Source organism: Kocuria rosea (assembly GCF_023715525.1).
GTDB lineage: Bacteria > Actinomycetota > Actinomycetes > Actinomycetales > Micrococcaceae > Kocuria > Kocuria rosea_A.
In genome coordinates this window covers 142670-164328 of sequence record NZ_JAMBOG010000004.1, presented here as the reverse complement: position 1 = coordinate 164328, position 21659 = coordinate 142670, and the positions used below count along the sequence as shown (strand labels likewise).

The window sequence follows — 21659 nt, the reverse complement described above, 5'->3', positions numbered from 1 at the left end:
CACGCCCCCGCGGAGGAGGCCGAGGCCGTCGCCGCGCGGGCCGCCTCCCTGCGCCACGCGCCCGGGCCCTACTTCGGCGACTTCGGCGGGCGCTGGATGCCCGAGTCCCTGATCGCCGTCCTCGACGAGCTCACGGACACCTTCGAGAAGGCCAAGGCCGACCCCGCGTTCACCGCCGAGTTCCAGCGGCTCTCCCGCGACTACTCCGGGCGCCCGTCCCTGCTCACCGAGGCCGAGCGCTTCGGCGCGCAGGCCGGGTGCCGGGTGCTGCTCAAGCGCGAGGACCTCAACCACACCGGCTCCCACAAGATCAACAACGTCCTGGGCCAGGCCCTGCTCGCCCGGCGGATGGGCAAGACCCGCCTGATCGCCGAGACCGGCGCGGGCCAGCACGGCGTGGCCACCGCCACGGCCGCCGCCCTGTTCGGGATGGAGTGCGTGGTCTACATGGGGGAGGAGGACACCCGCCGCCAGGCCCTCAACGTGGCGCGCATGGAGCTGCTCGGGGCCACGGTGGTGCCCGTGACGAACGGCTCCCGCACCCTCAAGGACGCCATCAACGAGGCCCTGCGCGACTGGGTGGCCTCCGTGGACACCACCCACTACCTGCTCGGCACGGCGGCCGGCGCCGCGCCCTTCCCCGCGATGGTGCGCTACTTCCACGAGCAGATCGGCGAGGAGGCCCGCGAGCAGTCCCTCGACGTCGCCGGGCGGCTGCCCGACGCCGTGGCCGCGTGCGTGGGCGGCGGGTCCAACGCGATCGGCATCTTCCACGGCTTCCTGGACGACCCGGCCGTGGAGCTCTACGGCTTCGAGGCCGGGGGCGACGGCGTGGGGACCGGCCGGCACGCCGCGACGATCTCCCTGGGCAGGCCCGGCGTGCTGCACGGCGCGAAGACCTACCTCATGCAGGACGAGGACGGGCAGACCGTGGAGTCCCACTCGATCTCCGCGGGCCTGGACTACCCGGCCGTGGGCCCCGAGCACTCCTACCTGCACGACATCGGGCGGGTGCGCTACGAGGCGATCACCGACACCGAGGCGATGGACGCGTTCAAGCTCCTGAGCCGCACCGAGGGCATCATCCCCGCCATCGAGTCCTCCCACGCGCTGGCCGGGGCCCTGAAGATCGGCCGGCGCTGGGTGGAGGAGCTCGGCGCGCCGGCCGCCGCGGAGAAGATCGTCGTCGTCTCGCTCTCCGGGCGCGGCGACAAGGACGTGGCCACGGCCGCGGAATGGTTCGGGATGCTCCCGGACGGCAGCTCCGAGGAGGAGCTCGGCGAGAAGGGCGAACAGCTGTGACCACCACCCGCAACGACACGACCCCGTCCGGGCCGGCCGGCGCCGACCTCGCCGCCCGGATCCTGCCGCCGGGGCTGCGCGCCGAGGCCAGCTCCCGGCTCGCCGCGCGCATCGCCGAGTGCCGCGCGCAGGGCCGGCCGGCCCTCGTCGGCTACCTGCCCGCCGGTTTCCCCACCGTGGAGGAGTCCATCGAGGCGGCCGTGGCCCTGGGCACCAACGGCGCGGACGTCATCGAGATCGGCATCCCGTACTCGGACCCCGTCATGGACGGCCCCGTGATCCAGCACGCGACGACGACGGCCCTCGCCCACGGCTTCCGGGTGGCCGACGTGTTCCGGGTGGTCCGGGCGGTGGCCGAGCGCACCGACGCCGTGCCCGTCGTGATGACCTACTGGAACCCCGTCCTGCAGATGGGCGTCGACACGTTCGCCGAGCGCCTCGCCGCGGCCGGGGGAGCCGGGATCATCACCCCGGACCTCATCCCGGACGAGGCCGCCGAGTGGTTCGAGGCCTCGCAGCGGCACGGGCTGGACCGGATCTTCCTGGTCGCCCCGTCCTCGTCGCGCGAGCGGCTGGACCTCGTGGTGAAGGCCGCCAGCGGCTTCGTCTACGCGGTCTCCGTGATGGGCGTGACCGGTGCCCGGGACGCGGTCTCCGACGTCGCCGAGCAGCTCGTGGCCGACACCCGCGCGGCCGGCGCCGAGAACGTGTGCGTGGGCCTGGGCGTCTCCCGCCGCGAGCACGTCGAGGAGATCGGGGCCTACGCCGACGGCGTGATCGTGGGCACCGCCCTGGTCAAGGCCCTGGCCGACGGCGGACCCGAGGCCGTGGGGGCGCTGGCCCGCGAGCTGTCCGGGCGCGCCTGATACGGTGACGGGCGGGCGCCGCGCGGCGCCCGCCCGAGCCCACTGATCCCGCGAGGCGACCGATCCATGCTGCTGCCCCCCGCCCTGCTGTCCGTGCCCGTCCACCGGGGCCTCCCGTCCCCGGACTGGTCGGGCTTCTCCGTGGGGCCGCTGACGGTCCACGCCTACGCGCTGTGCATCCTCGCGGGCATCGCCGCGGCCCTGTGGCTGACCACCCGCCGATGGGCGGCCCGCGGCCACGACCCCGAGATCGTCTGGGACATCGCCATGTGGGCCGTGCCCGCGGGGATCGTGGGGGCCCGCGCCTACCACGTGCTGATCACGGATCCGGCCGGGTACTTCGGCCCCGGCGCCGACCCCCTGGACGTCCTGCGGATCTGGGAGGGCGGGCTCGGCATCATGGGCGCCGTGGCCTTCGGGGCGCTGGCGGCGTGGTGGGTGTGCCGCCGGCACGGGATCCCGCTGTCCGTCTTCGCCGACGCCCTGGCCCCGGGGCTGCTCCTGGCCCAGGCCGTCGGGCGCTGGGGCAACTGGTTCAACCAGGAGCTCTTCGGCCGCCCCACCACCCTGCCGTGGGGCCTCGAGATCGACCCCGCGAACGCCAACTTCCCGGCCGGGCTGCCCGCCGACACGCTCTTCCACCCCACGTTCCTCTACGAGTCGCTGTGGAACCTGGCCGGCGTGGTGCTGCTGCTGGCCCTTGACCGCAGGTTCCGGCTGGACGGGGGGCGGCTGTTCGCCCTCTACCTCGTCCACTACGGCGTGGGCCGGATGCTCATCGAGCTGTTCCTGCGCATCGACCCCTCCCTCGTGGTCCTCGGGCTGCGCGTGCACGTGTGGACCGCCCTCGGGCTCGTCCTGCTCGGCCTGGTGCTGTTCGCCGCGGCGACGCTGCGCCGGCGCCGGGCGCGCCGCGACCCCGTGGAGGCCGGCCGGGCCTGACGCCGCCGGCCGCGGCGGAGGGCCGCGGGGGCGCCAGAGTTTTCAGACTTGTAACATGGGGGTGCTAGATTTCTCTGGCGCACGACCGGGCGACGGGCGAACCACGTCCCCCGCTCCCGCGCACGCCACGACCGTCCATCGTCGGACATTCTTGGAACGGGGCCCTTCCGCCGTTCGGCACCTCATCGACCACCGTTCGAGGGCGCCGACGGCAGCTCACGATCCGGCGGCACCTCCCGATCGGGGCTCTGCCGCAGGGGCCGCTCCTGTTGACCGCATCTCATGGTGAGGAGACGTCTGTCATGACCTCTACCCCCGCCGGCACTCCCGGTGACCCTTCCGTCCAGGACGGCACGGACCCCCGTCCGGCTGCTCCCGCCGAGACCGCCGAGGAGCAGGCGACGTCCCCCTTCGAGCAGTTCTCGAACGCGCCGCAGGAACAGGGCCTCTACCACCCGGACGAGGAGAAGGACGCCTGCGGCCTGGCCGTGGTCGCGACCCTCAACGGCGCCCCGGAGCACGGGATCGTCGACGCCGCGCTCACCGCCCTGCGCAACCTCGAGCACCGCGGCGCCGTGGGCGGCGACGAGGGCACCGGCGACGGGGCCGGGCTGCTGACCCAGTTGCCCGACGAGTTCTTCCGCGCCGTCGTGGACTTCGAGCTGCCGCCGCTGGGCGCCTACGCCGCGGGCACCGCGTTCCTGCCCACCGGCGGGACGAACGCCGACCAGCTCCAGGCCGCCCTCGAGGAGCTCGCCGGCTCCGAGGAGCTGCAGGTCCTGGGCTGGCGGCCCGTGCCGGTGGCCGAGTCCGTGGTCGGCGCGTCGGCGCGCGCGGTGATGCCCTACTTCGTGCAGCTGTTCGTGGCCGAGACCGCGCCGCAGCCCGAGGACGAGGCCGCCCGCCGCCGCCTGGACCAGAAGGCGTTCCGGCTGCGCAAGCGCGCCCAGAACAAGCTGGGCGTCTACTTCCCGTCGCTGTCCTCCCGCACGATCGTCTACAAGGGCATGCTCACCACGCAGCAGCTCGAGCCGTTCTACCCGGACCTCTCCGACGAGCGCTTCAGCACCGAGCTCGCCATCGTGCACTCGCGCTTCTCGACCAACACCTTCCCCTCCTGGCCCCTGGCCCAGCCCATGCGCACGCTCGCGCACAACGGCGAGATCAACACGGTCAAGGGCAACCGCAACTGGATGCGCGCCCGCCAGTCCCAGCTGAAGTCCCCGCTGCTGGGCCGTAGCCCCGAGGAGCTGTTCCCGATCTGCTCGGAGGGAGCCTCCGACTCGCAGTCCCTGGACGAGGTCGCCGAGCTGCTCGTGCTCGCGGGCCGGCCCGTCACCCAGGCCATGATGATGATGATCCCGGAGGCCTGGGAGAACCACGAGACCATGGACCCCGCCCGCAAGGCGTTCTACCGCTACCACGCCTCCTTCATGGAGCCGTGGGACGGACCCGCCGCCGTGGCCTTCACCGACGGCGTGCAGGTCGGGTCGTTGCTGGACCGCAACGGGCTGCGCCCCGGCCGCTTCTGGGTCACCGACGACGGCCTGGTCGTCTTCGCCTCCGAGGTCGGCGTCGTCGACATCGGGGACCGCAAGGTGATCCGCAAGGGCCGCGTGTCCCCGGGCACCATGTTCCTCGTCGACACCGCCCGCGGGCGGATCGTGGAGGACGCGGAGATCAAGGCCGAGATCGCCTCCGCCGCCCCGTGGGAGGAGTGGGCCGACGCCAACATCGTCGACATCAAGGACCTGCCCGAGCGCGAGCACATGGTCCACCCCCGCTCCTCCGTCACCCTGCGCCAGAAGACCTTCGGGTACACGCAGGAGGAGCTGAAGATGATCATCGGCCCCATGGCGTCCAAGGGCGCGGAGCCGATCTACGCGATGGGCACCGACACCCCCATCGCCGTGCTCGCCGAGCGGCAGCGGTCGCTGTTCGACTACTTCGTGCAGTCCTTCGCCCAGGTCACCAACCCGCCGCTGGACGCGATCCGCGAGGAGCTCGTCACCAGCCTGCGCGGGTCCATCGGCCCGTCCGGGAACCTGCTGACCACCGAGCGGGTGCGCACCCGCCAGATCGCCCTGGACTTCCCGGTCATCGACAACGACCAGCTGGACCAGTTCCTGCACATCGAGGGCGAGGACGGGATGCCCGCGGCCCTCAGGGTCCGCGGCCTGTACCGCCCCGACGGCGGCGCGGACTCCCTGCGCGCGCGGATCGCCGAGATCTGCGAGAAGGTCTCCGCGGCCGTGGCCCGCGGCGTGGAGTACATCATCGTCTCCGACCGCGACTCCAACGGCGCGTGGGCCCCCATCCCCTCGCTGCTGCTGACCTCCGCGGTGCACCACCACCTGCTGCGCTCGGCGACCCGCACCAAGGTCGCCCTGGTCGTCGAGGCCGGCGACGTGCGCGAGGTCCACCACGTGGCCCTGCTCATCGGCTACGGCGCCTCCGCGGTCAACCCGTACCTGGCCATGGAGTCCGCCGAGGAGCTCGTGCGCTGCGGCGACGTCACCGGCGTCACCCCTGAGCAGGCGGTCCACCACCTGCTCAAGGCGCTCGGCAAGGGCGTGCAGAAGATCATGTCCAAGATGGGCATCTCCACGGTCTCGTCCTACTGCGGCGCCCAGGTCTTCGAGGCCATCGGGCTGTCCAAGGAGCTCGTCGACGACTACTTCACGGGCACCCACACCCAGATCGGCGGCATCGGCCTCGACGTCATCGCCGAGGAGACCGCCTCCCGCCACCGCCGCGCCTACCCCGCGGACGGCGTCACCGAGCCGTTCCGGGAGCTCGAGACCGGCGGCGAGTACGACTGGCGCCGGGACGGTGCCCCGCACCTGTTCAACCCGCAGACGGTCTTCCGCCTGCAGCACGCCACGCGCACGGGCCGCTACGACATCTTCAAGTCGTACACCAAGCTTGTCGACGACCAGACGAAGAGCCTGATGACCCTGCGCGGGCTGCTGGGCTTCGCCTCCGACCGCAAGCCCGTGCCGCTGGAGGAGGTCGAGCCCGTCAGCTCGATCGTCAAGCGCTTCCAGACCGGGGCCATGAGCTACGGCTCCATCTCCCAGGAGGCGCACGAGACGCTGGCGATCGCCATGAACCGGCTGGGCGCGAAGTCCAACACGGGCGAGGGCGGCGAGGACGTCGAGCGCCTGCTCGACCCCGAGCGCCGCTCGGCGATCAAGCAGGTCGCCTCCGGGCGCTTCGGCGTGACCAGCCTGTACCTCACCAACGCCGACGACATCCAGATCAAGATGGCCCAGGGCGCCAAGCCCGGTGAGGGCGGCCAGCTGATGGCCCAGAAGATGTACCCGTGGGTGGCCCGCACCCGGCACTCCACCCCGGGCGTGTCCCTCATCTCGCCGCCGCCGCACCACGACATCTACTCGATCGAGGACCTGGCGCAGCTGATCTACGACCTCAAGCGCTCCAACCCGCAGGCCCGCATCCACGTGAAGCTGGTCTCCGAGATCGGCATCGGCACCGTGGCCTCGGGCGTGACCAAGGCCAAGGCCGACGTCGTGCTCGTCTCCGGCCACGACGGCGGCACCGGCGCGGCCCCGCTGAACTCCCTCAAGCACGCCGGCGGCCCGTGGGAGCTCGGCCTCGCCGAGACCCAGCAGACGCTGATGCTCAACGGGCTGCGGGACCGCGTGGTCGTGCAGGCGGACGGCCAGCTCAAGACCGGCCGCGACGTCGTGATCGCCGCCCTGCTGGGGGCGGAGGAGTTCGGCTTCGCCACGGCGCCGCTGATCGTCGAGGGCTGCATCATGATGCGCAAGTGCCACCTCGACACCTGCCCCGTGGGCGTGGCCACCCAGAACCCGGAGCTGCGCAAGCGCTTCACCGGCAAGGCCGAGCACGTGATCAACTTCTTCGAGTTCATCGCCGAGGAGGTCCGGGAGTACCTGGCCCAGCTCGGGTTCCGCTCGATCGAGGAGGCCGTCGGGCACGCCGAGGTCCTGGAGACCCGGGCCGCGATCGACCACTGGAAGGCCCACGGGCTGGACCTGACGCCGATCCTGCACTCGACGGCCCTCGAGCACGCCGGCGCGGCCGTGCGGAGCATGCGCGGGCAGGACCACGAGCTCGAGAAGCACTTCGACAACGAGCTCATCCGCCTGTCCCGGGCCGCCCTGGAGAAGCGGGAGCCGGTGCGGATCCAGCAGCGGATCATCAACACCGACCGCGCCGTCGGCACGATGCTCGGCCACGTGGTGACGAAGACGTTCAGCACGGACGTCCTGGCCCACGACACGATCGACGTCACGCTCACCGGTCAGGCCGGCCAGTCGCTCGGCGCGTTCCTCCCGCAGGGCATCACCCTGCGCCTGGAGGGCGACGCCAACGACTACACCGGCAAGGGCCTGTCCGGCGGGCGGATCATCGTGCGCCCCGAGCGGGACGCGGTGTTCGAGGCGTCCGAGAACGTCATCGCCGGCAACGTCATCGGCTACGGCGCCACGAGCGGGGAGATCTTCCTGCGCGGCACCGTGGGCGAGCGCTTCCTGGTCCGCAACTCCGGGGCCACCGCGGTGGTCGAGGGCATCGGCGACCACGGCTGCGAGTACATGACCGGCGGCCTGGCCCTCGTGCTCGGCCGCACGGGGCGCAACTTCGGCGCCGGCATGTCCGGCGGCGTGGCCTACGTCATCGACCTGGCCGAGACCTCGGTCAACAAGCAGGCCCGGGACAGCGGCGAGCTGCAGCTGCTCCCGCTCGACGAGGCGGACGCCGAGACCGTCCTCGCGCTCATCAAGAAGCACGCCGAAGAGACCGGCTCCGAGCTCGCCGACCGCCTGCTGGCCGACCCCGTGGCCACCCTCTCGCGGTTCACCAAGGTCCTCCCGCGCGAGTACGCCGCGGTGCAGGGCATCCGCGAGGAGGCCCGCACCACGGGGCAGGACCCCGACGGCGACGAGACCTGGCACAAGATCCTGGAGGTGACGACCCGTGGCTGATCCGCGCGGTTTTCTGAAGGTGACCGAGCGCGTCGACCGCCCCAAGCGGCCCGTGCCGGTCCGGATCATGGACTGGAAGGAGGTCCAGGAGGCGCAGGACCGCGGCGTCCTGCAGCAGCAGGCCGGCCGGTGCATGGACTGCGGCGTCCCCTTCTGCCACCAGGGCTGCCCGCTGGGCAACCTGATCCCCGAGTGGAACGACCTCGTGTGGCGGGGCATCGACGCCGAGGCGGTCGAGCGCATGCACGCCACCAACAACTTCCCGGAGTTCACCGGGCGGGTCTGCCCGGCCCCGTGCGAGTCCTCGTGCGTGCTCGGGATCAACCAGCCCGCGGTGACCATCAAGCAGATCGAGTACTCGATCGGGGAGATGGAGTTCGACGAGGGGATCGTCAAGCCCTTCGTCCCGCAGCGGCTCGTGGGCAAGACCGTGGCGGTCGTGGGCTCCGGCCCCGCCGGCCTCGCGGTGGCCCAGCAGCTGACGCAGGCGGGGTTCACCGTGGCCGTCTACGAGCGCGACGACCGCATCGGCGGGCTGCTGCGCTACGGCATCCCGGACTTCAAGATGGAGAAGGAGGTCCTCGACCGGCGCCTCGACGTCATGCGCGCCGAGGGCACCCGCTTCCGCCCGGGGGTCGAGATCGGCAAGGACATCACCTGGGACCAGCTCAAGCGCCGCTACGACGCCGTGGTCGTCGCCACCGGCGCCACCCGCCCGCGCGACCTGGACATCCCGGGCCGCGACCTCGAGGGCGTGCACTTCGCGATGGACTACCTCGTGCAGGCCAACCGCGTGGTGGCCGGCGACGAGGTCGAGGGCCAGATCGACGCGAAGGGCAAGAACGTCATCGTCCTGGGCGGCGGCGACACCGGCTCCGACTGCATCGGCACCGCCAACCGGCAGGGCGCGGCCTCGGTCACGTCCCTCGCCATCGGCCGCAAGCCGCCGGCGGACCGCTCCGACGCCGACCCCTGGCCGATGATGCCGCGGGTCTTCGAGGTCTCCACCTCCCACGAGGAGGGCGGCGACCGCACCTACATGGCCTCCACCGTGGAGTTCGTGGGCGAGAACGGGAAGCTCACCGGCCTGAAGGTCGCCGAGACCGCGTACCTGCCCGACGGCCGCCGCGCCCCCCGGGAGGGCACCGAGCGGGTGATCCCCGCGGACCTCGTGTTCCTGGCGCTGGGCTTCACCGGCAACGAGTCCGAGGAGATCGTCGGGCAGATCGGCGCCGAGCTGGACGGGCGGACCAACGTGGCCCGCGACGACCAGTACATGACCAACGTGGACGGCGTGTTCTCGTGCGGCGACGCCGGCCGGGGCCAGTCCCTGGTCGTGTGGGCGATCGCCGAGGGCCGGGCCTGCGCGGCCGCCGTCGAGCGGTTCCTGCTGGGCTCCACCCGCCTGCCGGAGCCCGTGGCCCCCACCGACCGGGCCATCGACCTCAGCGTGTAGCACCTGCCCGCACGACGGCGCGGGCCGCACCTGTCCGGGTGCGGCCCGCGCCGTCGTCGTCCCCCGGGCGGCTACGGTCCTCGACAGCCCCGGGGGCATTGATAGGCTGAGGACGACCTCCCCGCCCCCGGGGCGGACGTCCAGGCAGAGCGGCCGGGAGCCCCGCCGCGCCCCGCGCGGCGTCCCGGCCGCTTTCTGGTGCACGTCCTCCCGCGGGACACCCGACTACCCAAGGCGGCACACATGCGACGAGCGAAGATCGTGGCCACGATCGGTCCGGCCATCTCCTCCTACGAGAACCTCTCCCGGGCGATCCGCGCCGGGGTGAACGTGGCCCGGCTGAACATGAGCCACGGCGACCACACGGTCCACGACGCCTCTTACGAGAACCTGCGCCGGGCGGCGGCGGAGCTGGGCCGCACGGTGGCGGTGCTGGCCGACCTGCAGGGGCCGAAGATCCGGCTGGGCCGCTTCGCCGACGGCCCGCACCAGCTGGCCCCCGGGGACGTGTTCTCCATCACCATCGAGGACGTCGAGGGAACTCAGGAGATCTGCTCCACGACCCACAAGGGCCTGCCCGGGGACGTGCGGGTGGGGGACCCGCTGCTGATCGACGACGGCAAGGTCGCCCTGGTCGCCACCGCCGTGTCCGACACCACCGTGACCACCGAGGTGGTGGTGGGCGGGCCGGTGTCCAACAACAAGGGCATCAACCTGCCCGGGGTGGCCGTGAGCGTGCCGGCGCTGTCGGAGAAGGACGAGGAGGACCTGCGCTGGGCGATCCGCCGCGGGGTGGACCTGATCGCCCTGTCCTTCGTGCGCGATGCGGCCGACATCGTGCGGGTGCACGAGATCATGGACGAGGAGGGCCAGCGCCTGCCGGTGATCGCCAAGATCGAGAAGCCCCAGGCGGTGGATGCTCTGCACGAGATCATCGACGCCTTCGACGGGATCATGGTCGCCCGCGGGGACCTGGGGGTGGAGCTGCCGCTGGAGCAGGTGCCGATCGTGCAGAAGCGCGCGATCGAGCTCGCCCGGCGCTGGGCCAAGCCGGTGATCGTGGCCACCCAGGTGCTGGAGTCGATGATCGACAACCCCCGCCCGACCCGGGCGGAGGCCTCCGACTGCGCCAACGCGGTGCTCGACGGGGCCGACGCGGTGATGCTCTCGGGGGAGACCTCGGTGGGCAAGTACCCGATCGAGACCGTCGAGACGATGGCGCGGATCATCGAGGCCACCGAGTCCCAGGCCCTGGAGCGGGTCCCGGGGCTGGGCACCGAGCCGCGCACCCGCGGGGGGGCGGTGACCCGGGCGGCGGTGACGATCGCCCGGCAGCTGGATGTGAGCTACATCTGCACCTTCACCCAGTCCGGGGACTCCGCCCGCCGGCTGTCGCGGCTGCGCCCGGCGCACCCGATCCTGGCCTTCACCCCGGAGCCGGTGGTGCTGGCGCTGATGGCCCTGCTGTGGGGGGTGCAGCCGATCCAGGTGGCGAAGGTCAACCACACCGACGAGATGACCCGGCAGGTGGACCGCCACCTGCAGGAGAGGGGCCTGGCCGGCAAGGACGACATGGTCGTGATCTGCGCCGGCTCGCCCCCCGGGGTGGCCGGGACCACCAACCTCGTGAAGGTCCACCGGGTCGGGGACCTCGCCGACGCCGGGGAGCTCATCGACCAGCAGGGCCGCCGCGAACGGGTCGGCCCCTGGCGCGAGGCCTGAGCGGCGGTGCGGGCATGACCCCGGAGGAGCACGCGCGGGAGCTGCGCGAGCACGGCGTGCCCGAGGAGCTGCACGCGAGCTTCCCCGGCCACGGGATCGGCGGGCTCGCCCGGGCGATGGGCATCCGGTTCACGGAGCTCACGCCCGGGCGGGCGGTCGCGACCATGCCCGTGGAGCCCAACACCCAGCCCGGCGGGCTCCTGCACGGGGGAGCGCACTGCGTGCTCGCGGAGACGCTCGCCTCCACGGCGGCGAGCGTGCACGCCGGCCCGGCGCGCTACGCCGTGGGCGTGGACATCAACGCGACGCACCAGCGCGGGGTCGCCGCCGGCACGGTGACGGGCACGTGCACCGCGCTGCACCTGGGCTCGACCCTGACCGTGCACGAGGTCGTCGTGACCGACGACGCCGGCTGGCGGCTGTCCACGGCACGGGTGACGAACCTCGTCCGGGAGCGCCCGGCGGGCTGAGGGCACGGAAAAACCCCGGACCGGGGTCCGGGGTGCTCGTGCCCAAGGTGGGACTCGAACCCACACTCCGTGAAGAACCGCATTTTGAGTGCGGCGCGTCTGCCAATTCCGCCACTTGGGCCGCTGGTCGCAGTCCACGTCGGGACGGACGGGGCGGCTCCTGCGCTCGACCACTGTACAACAGTTATAGGCTGGGACCACGGACGGGGCGCGCGGTGCCGGGCACCGGCGCGCGCGTGCCGACCCCCCGCGGCCCACCCCGCCGCGGGGACCCGTGGTTCCACCAGTCAAGGAGTCAGCGTGACGGAGCAGCCGAACCCCTCCCCGGCGGAGGACACCGAGGTCCGGGGCGGCACCGCCCCCGCGGAGGCCGCCGGCTCCGCCCTGCGCCGGGCGCGGCGCGTGGTGGTCGCCGAGGACGAGGCCCTGATCCGCCTGGACATCGTCGAGATGCTCGGCGAGGCGGGCTACGACGTCGTCGCGGAGGCCGACAACGGCCAGCGCGCCGTCGAGCTGGCCCGCGAGCACCGCCCGGACCTCGTGCTGATGGACGTGAAGATGCCCGTCCTGGACGGGATCACCGCGGCCGAGCAGATCGCCTCGGAGCGGATCGCCCCGGTCGTGCTGCTCACGGCCTTCAGCCAGCGCGAGCTCGTCGAGCGGGCCCGCGAGGCGGGGGCCATGGCCTACGTGGTCAAGCCCTTCACGGTCGACGACGTCGTCCCCGCCATCGAGATCGCCATCTCCCGGTTCGAGGAGATCACCGCCCTCGAGCGGGAGGTCTCCGACATGAAGGAGCAGTTCGCGACCCGCAAGCTCGTGGAGCGGGCGAAGTCCCTGCTCACCACCAAGATGGGCCTGACGGAGCCCGAGGCGTTCCGCTGGATCCAGAAGACCTCGATGGACCGGCGGCTGTCCATGCGCGAGGTCGCCGAGGCCATCATCAACCAGGTCTCCTGAACCGGGCCTCCTGAGCCGGGCCTGCCCCGCGGGCGTCCGGGACGGGCCCTAGGATGGGGTCCGTGAGCACAACGACGCAGCAGACGCAGACCGACGCGAGCCCCGAGACCGCCGTCCGCACCGTGACCGTCGGGACGGAGACCGGCAGCCCGGTCGACGTCGAGATCCCCCGGCCGGTCTCCCGGCCCGAGCGGAAGCTGCTGCTGGTCGACGGCCACTCCCTGGCCTTCCGCGCGTTCTTCGCCCTGTCCCGGGCCGCGGAGTACGGCGGCGGCCCGGCGTTCGTGACCTCCGACGGCCGGCACACCGAGGCCGTCTACGGATTCCTCAACACGCTGGTGAAGCTCGTGCGCGAGCAGCGCCCCACGCACCTGGTGGTGTCCTTCGACCTGGCCGGTCCCACCCTGCGCTCGCAGGAGTACGCGGACTACAAGGGCGGGCGCGACGAGACGCCCGAGGCGTTCCAGGGGCAGATCCCGCAGATCCGGCGGATCCTCGACGCCCTCGGGGTGCCGGTGGTCACCGCGGAGGGCCACGAGGCCGACGACGTCCTGGCCACCCTGGCCCGCCGCGGGGCGGAGCAGGACTTCGAGGTCCTCGTCTTCTCCGGGGACCGGGACGCCTTCCAGATGATCGACGAGCACGTCACCGTCGTCTACCCGGGACGCACCCCGTCCGACCTCAAGCACATGGACGCCGCCGCCGTGGTGGACAAGTACAAGGTCCCGCCGCGGCACTACCCGGACCTCGCCGCGCTCACCGGCGAGCAGGCCGACAACCTCCCGGGCGTGCCGGGCGTCGGGGCCGGCTTCGCGGCCAAGTGGATCCTCGCCTACGGGGACGTCGCCTCGCTGCTGGGGCACGCGGACAGCATCAAGGGCAAGAAGGGCGAGGCGCTGCGGGAGCACCGCGCGGACGTCGAGCGCAACCGCCGGCTCAACCGCCTGGTGACCGACCTCGACCTGGGGATCGAGCTCGCCGACGCGACCCTGCCCGTGCCCGACGCCGAGGCCGTGGGGGAGGTCTTCGACGACCTGGAGTTCGGCGAGGGCCTGCGCGGGCGGGTCTTCGACGCGTTCGGCCGCCCGGAGGAGGCGAGCGCGGCCCCCGCCGACCTCGGCCTGGGGGAGGTGCAGCGCCCCGGCACCGCCGAGGAGCTGGAGCAGTGGCTGGCCGCCGAGCAGGGCCCGGTCGTCCTGCGCGCCCTGCACCGTGACGACGACGCCCTGGTCCCCGGCGCCCGCGAGCTGTCCGGGGTGGTCCTGGCCCGCGGCGGACAGGCCCCGTCCGCCGCGTTCCTGGACCTCTCGGCCGCGGACGCCGCGCTCGAGGCCGCGCTGGAGCGCTGGCTCGCGGACGCCGGGCGCGCCAAGGTCGTGGTCGGGCTCAAGGACGTCTGGAAGTCCCTGGCCGTGCGCGGGCTGCGGCTGGAGGGCGTCGTCGACGACCCGCAGCTCTCGGCGTACCTGCTGCAGCCGGCGCGCCGCGGCTACGAGCTCGCGGCCCTGCTCGAGGACCAGCTGGGCCTCGCGGTGGCGCCCCCGGCGGCGGAGGCCCCGCCGGCGGACGGCCAGCAGGAGCTGTCCCTGGAGGGCCCCTCCTGGCCCGCCCCGGCCGCGCTGCGGTGGGAGGCGGAGCTGGCGGTCGCCACCGTCCAGCTCTCCGAGCACCTGCTGGCCAAGCTGGCGGAGACGCAGCAGACCTCCCTGCTCGAGGACCTCGAGCTGCCGCTGGCCGCCGTGCTGGGCCGGATGGAGCTCGCCGGCATCGCCGTGGACGCCGAGGGGGTCCAGACGCTGCTCGACGACTTCGCCCGGGTGATCGAGCAGGCCAAGGAGCAGGCGCTCGCCCAGATCGGCGAGCCGATCAACCTCGGCTCCACCAAGCAGCTGCAGCAGGTGATGTTCGAGGAGCTGGGCCTGCCGAGGACCAAGAAGATCAAGTCCGGCTACACCACCGACGCCGACGCCGTGGCCGAGCTGCTGCTGCGCACCGACCCCGACTCCCGGGGCCACCGCTTCCTCGCGAACCTGCTCGCGTACCGCGACGCCAACAAGCTGCGCCAGACGGTCGAGGGGCTGCAGAAGGCCATCGCCGAGGACGGGCGGGTGCACACCACCTACATGCAGAACGTCGCCGCGACCGGCCGGCTGTCCTCCACCAACCCCAACCTGCAGAACATCCCCGTGCGCACGGAGGAGGGGCGGCGGATCCGCGCCCTGTTCGTGGTGGGCGCCCCGGCGGAGGGGCGGCGCTACGAGGGGCTGCTGACCGCCGACTACTCCCAGATCGAGATGCGCATCATGGCGCACCTGTCCGGGGACGAGGCGCTCATCGAGGCCTTCCGCCACGGGGAGGACCTGCACCGGTTCGTGGGCGCCAAGATCTTCGGCGTCGCCCCGCAGGAGGTCACCTCCGAGATGCGCTCCAAGGTCAAGGCCATGAGCTACGGCCTGGTCTACGGGCTGAGCTCCTTCGGGCTGTCCCGGCAGCTGGGGATCCCGGTGGACGAGGCCCGCACGCTGATGAGCGACTACTTCACCCGCTTCGGCGCGGTGCGCGACTACCTGCGCGGGGTCGTGGAGGAGGCCCGCCGCAACGGCTACACCGCCACCATCGACGGCCGCCGCCGGTACCTGCCGGAGCTCTCCAGCGACAACCGCCAGCTGCGCTCGGTGGCGGAGCGGGCCGCCCTCAACGCCCCGATCCAGGGCTCGGCCGCGGACATCATCAAGAAGGCCATGCTCGGCGTCGACCGCCGCTTCCGTGAGGAGTCCCTGGGCTCGCGCGTGCTGCTGCAGGTCCACGACGAGCTCGTGGTCGAGGTGGCCGCCGGGGAGCGGGAGCCCGTGGAGCGGGTGCTGCGCGAGGAGATGGGCGGGGCGGCCGAGCTGACCGTGCCGCTCGAGGTCAACGTGGGCGCGGGCCGCTCCTGGCACGAGGCCGCGCACTGACCTGCCCCGGGCCCCGGGCCCCGGCGCCGCGACCGACCGACGAACGAGGGAACCCCATGGACGAGCAGCCCAGCACCGCACCGACCGCGCCCGGCACGGTGACCGGGTCCTGCTCGGCCGGCGGGCACGACTACACGTTCGCGCAATTCGGGGTCGGCCCCGGCGGGCTCGCGCACAACCGGGCCGCCGCGGAGTGGGTGCGGGCCATCCGGCAGGGCTTCCACCAGTCGGAGCCCACCGAGGAGACCCTCGAGCACACCTTGGCGTGGATGCACGCCGAGCAGGTGCGGCTGCGGGGGGCCTACCCCCGCGCGGTCCCGGCCGCGGCGCTGCCCACGCACCGGCCCGTGGCCACGTTCGCCTCGTGGGAGGGCTCCCTCAACGTGGGCCGCGGCCGGCTGCTGCCCGCCCGGCTGATCTCCGAGGTCACGGTCCGGCCCACGCACAGCCGGCGGGGGCTGCTGCGCCGGCTGATGACCGCGGACCTCGACCGCGCCCGGCAGGACGGCTACCCGGTGGCGCTGCTGACCGCGACCGAGGCCACGATCTACGGGCGGTTCGGCTTCGGGGCGGCGACCTTCAACCGGGAGGTCCAGGTGGACGCCACCACCCGGCTGCAGCTCAAGGCCCCCACCGTGGGCAGCGTGGAGATGGCCGACCACGAGGCCGTGCGGGCGCTCGCGCCGCGGCTGTTCCAGCGCTTCCACGAGACGTCGCACGGGTCGGTCAGCCGCGTCTCCTACCACTGGCGGGAGTACACGGGGGAGTACGCCATCAACGCGCAGAAGTCGGACCCGGAGGTCCGCTGCGCGGTGCACTACGACGACGCCATGGCACCCGACGGCTACGTGACCTACCGGTTCGAGGCCAACACGTCCTACCCGCTGACGCTGACCGTGCTCGACCTGGTCGGGGCGAGCCCCGACGTGTCGATCGCGCTGTGGGAGTTCGTGACCTCCCTGGACCTCGTGGACCAGGTCCGCTTCGGCCGCGCCCCCGTCGAGGACCCGCTCGTGTGGGCCATGGTCGACCGCGCCAAGTACCGGGTCACGGCCGAGTTCGACAAGATCTGGCTGCGCGTCCTCGACCCCGCCGCCGCGCTCGAGGCCCGCCCGTACACCCCCCGCGGGCGGATCGTGCTCTCGCTCGTGGACGCGATGGGCTACGCCGACGGGATCTGGGCCCTCGACACCACGAGCGGGCGGCCCGTGGTGGAGCGGGTGGCCGACCGCCCCCGCACCCCCGACGACGCCGCCGGGCGGTCGGTGCCCGCCGTGGAGCTGCCGGAGGGGGCCGACGTCGCGATGCGCGCGGACGTGCTGGGCTCCCTCTACCTCGGCGCGGTCAAGGCGAGCACCCTGGCGCAGGCCGGGCTGATCGTCGCCCGCGACGACGACGCGCTGCGGGACCTGCAGGACTTCATGGAGACCCCCACGGCGCCCTACGGCGTGACACAGTTCTGAGCGCACCCCGGGCGGGCGCACGCGTGTTGACCCGGTTTTGTCCCGTCCGTACACTTACCGGGTGCGTGTTCTGCACGCGCCCTGTCCAGCAATCCTTCGGAACGGCCGCGGTCCGGCCGGACATTCTCCGTTCCGACTGATCAAAAACTATCCACATCGGAGCCCCTACTACATGACCACCACCACCCCGCAGGTCGCCGTCAACGACATCGGATCCGAGGAGGAGTTCCTCGCCGCCGTCGACGCGACCATCAAGTACTTCAACGACGGCGACCTCGTCGAGGGCACCGTCGTCAAGGTCGACCGCGACGAGGTCCTTCTCGACATCGGCTACAAGACCGAGGGCGTCATCCCGTCCCGCGAGCTCTCCATCAAGCACGATGTCGACCCGGACGAGGTCGTGACCGTGGGTGATGAGGTCGAGGCTCTGGTCCTCACCAAGGAGGACAAGGAAGGCCGCCTGATCCTGTCCAAGAAGCGGGCTCAGTACGAGCGCGCCTGGGGCGACATCGAGAAGATCAAGGAGGACGACGGCGTCGTCACCGGCACCGTCATCGAGGTCGTCAAGGGCGGCCTCATCCTCGACATCGGCCTCCGCGGCTTCCTGCCCGCCTCCCTCGTCGAGATGCGCCGCGTGCGCGACCTCGCGCCGTACATCGGCCAGCAGATCGAGGCGAAGATCATCGAGCTGGACAAGAACCGCAACAACGTGGTCCTGTCCCGCCGTGCCTGGCTCGAGCAGACCCAGTCCGAGGTCCGCTCCAACTTCCTGCACAAGCTCGAGAAGGGCCAGGTCCGCACGGGCACGGTCTCCTCGATCGTCAACTTCGGTGCCTTCGTGGACCTGGGCGGCGTCGACGGCCTGGTGCACGTCTCCGAGCTGTCCTGGAAGCACATCGACCACCCGTCCGAGGTCGTCGAGGTCGGCCAGGAGGTCACCGTCGAGGTCCTGGACGTCGACATGGACCGCGAGCGCGTCTCCCTGTCGCTGAAGGCGACCCAGGAGGACCCGTGGCAGCTGTTCGCCCGCACCCACGCCCTCGGGCAGGTCGTGCCGGGCAAGGTCACCAAGCTGGTGCCCTTCGGTGCGTTCGTGCGCGTCGAGGACGGCATCGAGGGCCTGGTGCACATCTCCGAGCTGGCCCAGCGCCACGTGGACATGGCCGAGCAGGTCGTCTCCGTGGGCGACGAGCTGTTCGTCAAGGTCATCGACATCGACCTGGACCGCCGCCGCATCTCGCTGTCCCTCAAGCAGGCCAACGAGGGCGTGGACCCGGACTCCACCGAGTTCGACCCGGCCCAGTACGGCATGGCCGCCGAGTACGACGAGCAGGGCAACTACAAGTACCCCGAGGGCTTCGATCCCGAGACCAACGAGTGGATCGAGGGCTACGAGGACAAGCGCGCCGCGTGGGAGCAGCAGTACGCCGACGCCCAGGCCCGCTGGGAGGCCCACAAGGAGCAGGTCCGCAAGTCGCTGGCCGAGGACGCCGAGGCCGCTGCCGGCGGCACCACCTCGTCCTCCTCCTCGTCCGCGGCTCCGACCAGCTACTCCTCCGAGGCCCCGGCCGCCGACGCCGGCACCCTGGCCTCCGACGAGGCCCTGGCCGCGCTGCGCGAGAAGCTCACCGGCGCCTGAGCCCTCTGAGCACCCGGTAGGCAGTTCCGCACTGCACTGACGACGACGGCCCCCACCCGACCGGGTGGGGGCCGTCGTCGTCCGCGCGGCGCGGATCAGCGGGGCAGGTCCACCCAGTCAACGCCGTCCGGGCGCAGGCGTGCCGCGCCGGCGGTGACGGACGCGACCCGGGCGGCCAGCGCGGCGGCCGCGTCGTCGTCGTCGGGCAGGGCCAGGCCGAGCTCGGCCCCGGCCGGCCCGTAGTCGGTGCCCAGGACGGTGGTGCCGGCGACGCGCAGCTCGTTCTCGACCCGCCCGGCGTCCGCGTGGGAGACGGGCAGCCGGTAGCGGCGCATCCGCTGCCGGGTCACCAGGTGTGCGCCCTCGAGGGCCCGGGAGACGGCCTCGGAGTAGGCCCGGACGAGCCCGCCCGCCCCCAGCAGGGTCCCGCCGAACCACCGGACCACCACCGCGCTCACGTCGGAGAGGTCCGTGACGTCGCGGCCGTGGTCGTCGGTGCCGGTGCGGCGCAGCACGAGCGCCTCGAGCATGGGGATCCCGGCGGTGCCCGCGGGCTCGCCGTCGTCGGAGGAGCGCTGGGCGTCGCGGTCGGGGCCCAGCACGAACGCCGAGCAGTGGTGGCGGGCGTCGTGGTGGCGCCGCCGCAGCTCGTCGACCAGCGCACGGGCCTCGGCCTCGGTGCCCGCCCGGCGGAGCACCGCGAGGAACCGGGAGCGCCTGATCTCCAGGTCCGCGACCGCCTCGGTGCCGGCGGCGAGCGTCGTGTAGCGGGTGGCGCGGCTGAGCCGGGGGTCGGGGTCCATGGCTCCCACTCTAGGGCGGGCCCGGGCCTTCGACGCCGGCTCCGGCGAGCGGTGACGGGCGGCCACGGCGCCCGGGGTCCGGGCGGGACCGGCCGGTGCGCATAGCATGGCCCCATGCTGACGATCGGACTCACGGGCGGCATCGCCTCGGGCAAATCCACGGTCTCCCGGCGGCTCGCCGAGCTCGGGGCCACGGTGGTCGACGCCGACGCCATCGCCCGGGCGCTGCAGGAGCCGGGGCAGCCGGGCCTGGCGGGCATCGTCGCCGAGTTCGGCCCCGGCGTGCTCACCGCCGAGGGACGGCTGGACCGGCCCGCCCTCGGGGCGCTCGTGTTCGCGGACCCGGAGGCCCGCGCCCGGCTCAACGCGCTCGTCCACCCGCTCGTGCGCCGGGAGGCCGAACGGCTGGCCGCCGCGGCGGGGGAGGACGCCGTGCTCGTCGAGGACATCCCGCTGCTCGTGGAGACCGGTCAGCACGGGCGGTTCGACCTGGTGCTCACCGTCCAGGCGCCCGAGCGGGAGCGGGTCCGGCGGATGGTCGAGGACCGGGGCATGGCCGAGGCCGACGCCCGCGCCCGGATCGCGGCGCAGGCCACCGACGACCAGCGCGCCGCGGTCTCCTCCACGGTGCTCGTCAACGACGGCACCGTGGAGGACCTGCGCGAGCGCGTCGACGCGTGGTGGGCCGCGGAGGTCGAGCCGCGCCGCTGAGCCGCCCGGCACTGTGCCTCCGGGTGCCCGCGGCGGTAAAATGGTGTCCTCGATCACAGGGCACCAGGGGGACGCCATGTCGAAGCAGAAGCACACCTCGGAGGACGACCAGCCGTCCTCGGGCTACCGCATCGTCGACCGGCTCAACGACCTCGCGCTCCGGATCTACGGGGCGGCGGAGCGCAGCGACCTCGACGTCTCGGGAGAACAGCACGTCCGCCGGGCCGAGCAGTGGTACGCGCAGGTCCAGGAGCACTTCGTCGTGGAGAAGGACGAGCACGGCAACGAGTACCTCTACCACCGGGACGACTCGCCGGAGTCTCCTCCCACCGGCACCGAGCGCAACTGAGCCTCCCGCCGACCACACTTCTGGCCCGTGACGCCGGCGCAGGGGAGTGGGAGGATGGTCCCACACACCCGGGAGGCGTCATGGGCGAGGTCGGTCGAGAGGTCGGGAGGGCGGCGGACGCCGCCGAGAGCGTCACGGACTCGCCCGGGTTCGTGGCCGCCGCACGGGCCGGCTACGCCGCGTCCGGGCTGCTCCACCTCATGATCGGGGTGATCGCCCTGCGCATCGCCTCCGGCGGCTCCGGCTCCGCCGACCAGAGCGGCGCGGTCGCCCAGCTGGCCAGGACCCCGGGCGGCGGCCTCCTGCTGTGGGCGTGCTTCCTCGGCTGCGCGGCGCTCGCGCTGTTCCTGCTGAGCAAGGCGGTCGTCAGCGGGCGGCGGCACGGGGGCAAGGACCGCGCCAAGCAGGTGCTGAAGGAGGGCGGGCAGGCCGTGGTGTACGGTGCGGTCGGTGCGACCTTCGGCGTCCACGCGCTCGGCGGCACCAGCAGCAGCAGCGGGTCCGCGGGCTCGCTCACCGCGCGGCTCATGGCGAACCCCGGGGGCGCGGCGCTGCTGATCGCCGTCGGCGCGGGGATCCTCGTGGGTGGTGGCTACTTCGTCTACCGCGGGGTGACCGCCACGTTCCTGAAGAACCTCCAGCGCCTGCCCCCGGGCCGGGCGGGCACCGCCGTGAAGAACCTCGGCAAGGCCGGCTACGTCGCGAAGGGCATCGCCCTGGGGCTGCTCGGAGCGCTCGTCGTCGTGGCCACGGTGCAGCACGACCCGCAGGAGTCGACCGGGCTCGACGGAGCCCTGAAGTCCCTGCAGCAGCAGCCCTACGGCGTGTGGATGCTCGGCGCGGTCGCCGTGGGGCTGATCTGCTACGGGCTGTTCATGGTGGTCCGGGCGAAGTACCAGCGCATGTGAGCCCCCGGCCGCGCCGCGCGGGCCGGTCCCACCACCGCCCGGAGCTCCGCGAGCGCCGCGTCCACCGCGGCCACGGAGGGGCCCGGACGTATGCTCGGAGCCGAGCCGATCGAGCCGGGCGACGCGGGGACGACCGCGGAG

Annotated in this window: 14 protein-coding genes, 1 tRNA gene and 1 pseudogene; 14 read left to right on the top strand and 2 right to left on the bottom strand. The window is 72.9% G+C overall.

What is annotated here, in order from left to right:
* Positions 1–42: 42 nt before the first annotated feature.
* From trpB to M3185_RS04285, 7 genes and pseudogenes are all read left to right on the top strand, one after another.
* A pseudogene (gene trpB, locus M3185_RS17320) lies at positions 43–1302 on the top strand (tryptophan synthase subunit beta); the annotation flags it as partial.
* Positions 1303–1361: 59 nt separating this feature from the next.
* Positions 1362–2168 (top strand): tryptophan synthase subunit alpha, encoded by an 807-nt coding sequence (trpA, locus tag M3185_RS04310; RefSeq protein ID WP_374238463.1) that lies wholly within the window; start codon positions 1362–1364, stop codon positions 2166–2168.
* A 66-nt stretch (positions 2169–2234) separates the two neighbouring features.
* The gene (gene lgt / locus M3185_RS04305; RefSeq protein ID WP_251332439.1) at positions 2235–3110 is read left to right on the top strand and encodes a prolipoprotein diacylglyceryl transferase; all 876 of its coding nucleotides are present in this window, start codon (positions 2235–2237) and stop codon (positions 3108–3110) included.
* Positions 3111–3412: 302 nt separating this feature from the next.
* Positions 3413–8083, top strand: coding sequence for a glutamate synthase large subunit (gene gltB / locus M3185_RS04300; protein ID WP_251332438.1), 4671 nt, complete (start codon positions 3413–3415; stop codon positions 8081–8083).
* Positions 8076–9539 carry a glutamate synthase subunit beta gene (locus tag M3185_RS04295; RefSeq protein WP_251332437.1) on the top strand — a complete coding sequence of 488 codons (1464 nt, stop codon included), beginning with the start codon at positions 8076–8078 and terminating at the stop codon, positions 9537–9539. The genes gltB and M3185_RS04295 overlap by 8 nt, the downstream gene beginning before the upstream one ends.
* 243 nt (positions 9540–9782) lie before the next feature.
* Positions 9783–11261 (top strand): pyruvate kinase, encoded by a 1479-nt coding sequence (gene pyk / locus M3185_RS04290; RefSeq protein WP_251332436.1) that lies wholly within the window; start codon positions 9783–9785, stop codon positions 11259–11261.
* A 14-nt stretch (positions 11262–11275) separates the two neighbouring features.
* Complete coding sequence (locus tag M3185_RS04285) at positions 11276–11731, top strand: PaaI family thioesterase (protein ID WP_251332435.1); 456 nt, start codon at positions 11276–11278, stop codon at positions 11729–11731.
* A gap of 39 nt (positions 11732–11770) precedes the next feature.
* Here the strand turns inward: M3185_RS04285 and M3185_RS04280 are convergent.
* Positions 11771–11852 (bottom strand) — tRNA-Leu (locus M3185_RS04280).
* A 263-nt stretch (positions 11853–12115) separates the two neighbouring features.
* Here M3185_RS04280 and M3185_RS04275 point away from each other — a divergent pair.
* The 4 genes from M3185_RS04275 to rpsA all read left to right on the top strand — a co-directional run bounded on the left by M3185_RS04275 (position 12116) and on the right by rpsA (position 18747).
* Positions 12116–12691, top strand: a complete 576-nt coding sequence (locus tag M3185_RS04275; protein WP_251332503.1) for an ANTAR domain-containing response regulator — start codon at positions 12116–12118, stop codon at positions 12689–12691.
* Between the two features lie 53 nt (positions 12692–12744).
* Positions 12745–15645, top strand: coding sequence for a DNA polymerase I (polA, locus tag M3185_RS04270; RefSeq protein WP_374238459.1), 2901 nt, complete (start codon positions 12745–12747; stop codon positions 15643–15645).
* 56 nt (positions 15646–15701) lie between these two features.
* Positions 15702–17108 (top strand): GNAT family N-acetyltransferase, encoded by a 1407-nt coding sequence (locus M3185_RS04265; RefSeq protein WP_251332433.1) that lies wholly within the window; start codon positions 15702–15704, stop codon positions 17106–17108.
* Positions 17109–17280: 172 nt separating this feature from the next.
* Complete coding sequence (rpsA, locus tag M3185_RS04260) at positions 17281–18747, top strand: 30S ribosomal protein S1 (protein WP_251332432.1); 1467 nt, start codon at positions 17281–17283, stop codon at positions 18745–18747.
* Positions 18748–18842: 95 nt separating this feature from the next.
* On the opposite strand, the gene M3185_RS04255 is transcribed toward rpsA, so the two are convergent.
* Complete coding sequence (locus tag M3185_RS04255; RefSeq protein ID WP_251332431.1) at positions 18843–19550, bottom strand: IMPACT family protein; 708 nt, start codon at positions 19548–19550, stop codon at positions 18843–18845.
* Positions 19551–19664: 114 nt separating this feature from the next.
* On the opposite strand from M3185_RS04255, the gene coaE reads away from it, so the two are divergent.
* From coaE to M3185_RS04240, 3 genes are all read left to right on the top strand, one after another.
* The gene (gene coaE / locus M3185_RS04250) at positions 19665–20261 is read left to right on the top strand and encodes a dephospho-CoA kinase (RefSeq protein ID WP_251332430.1); all 597 of its coding nucleotides are present in this window, start codon (positions 19665–19667) and stop codon (positions 20259–20261) included.
* 76 nt (positions 20262–20337) lie between these two features.
* Positions 20338–20610: a hypothetical protein gene (locus M3185_RS04245; protein WP_251332429.1), complete on the top strand. Its 273-nt coding sequence runs from the start codon at positions 20338–20340 to the stop codon at positions 20608–20610.
* An 80-nt stretch (positions 20611–20690) separates the two neighbouring features.
* Positions 20691–21518 (top strand): DUF1206 domain-containing protein, encoded by an 828-nt coding sequence (locus M3185_RS04240; protein ID WP_251332428.1) that lies wholly within the window; start codon positions 20691–20693, stop codon positions 21516–21518.
* Positions 21519–21659: the final 141 nt, after the last annotated feature.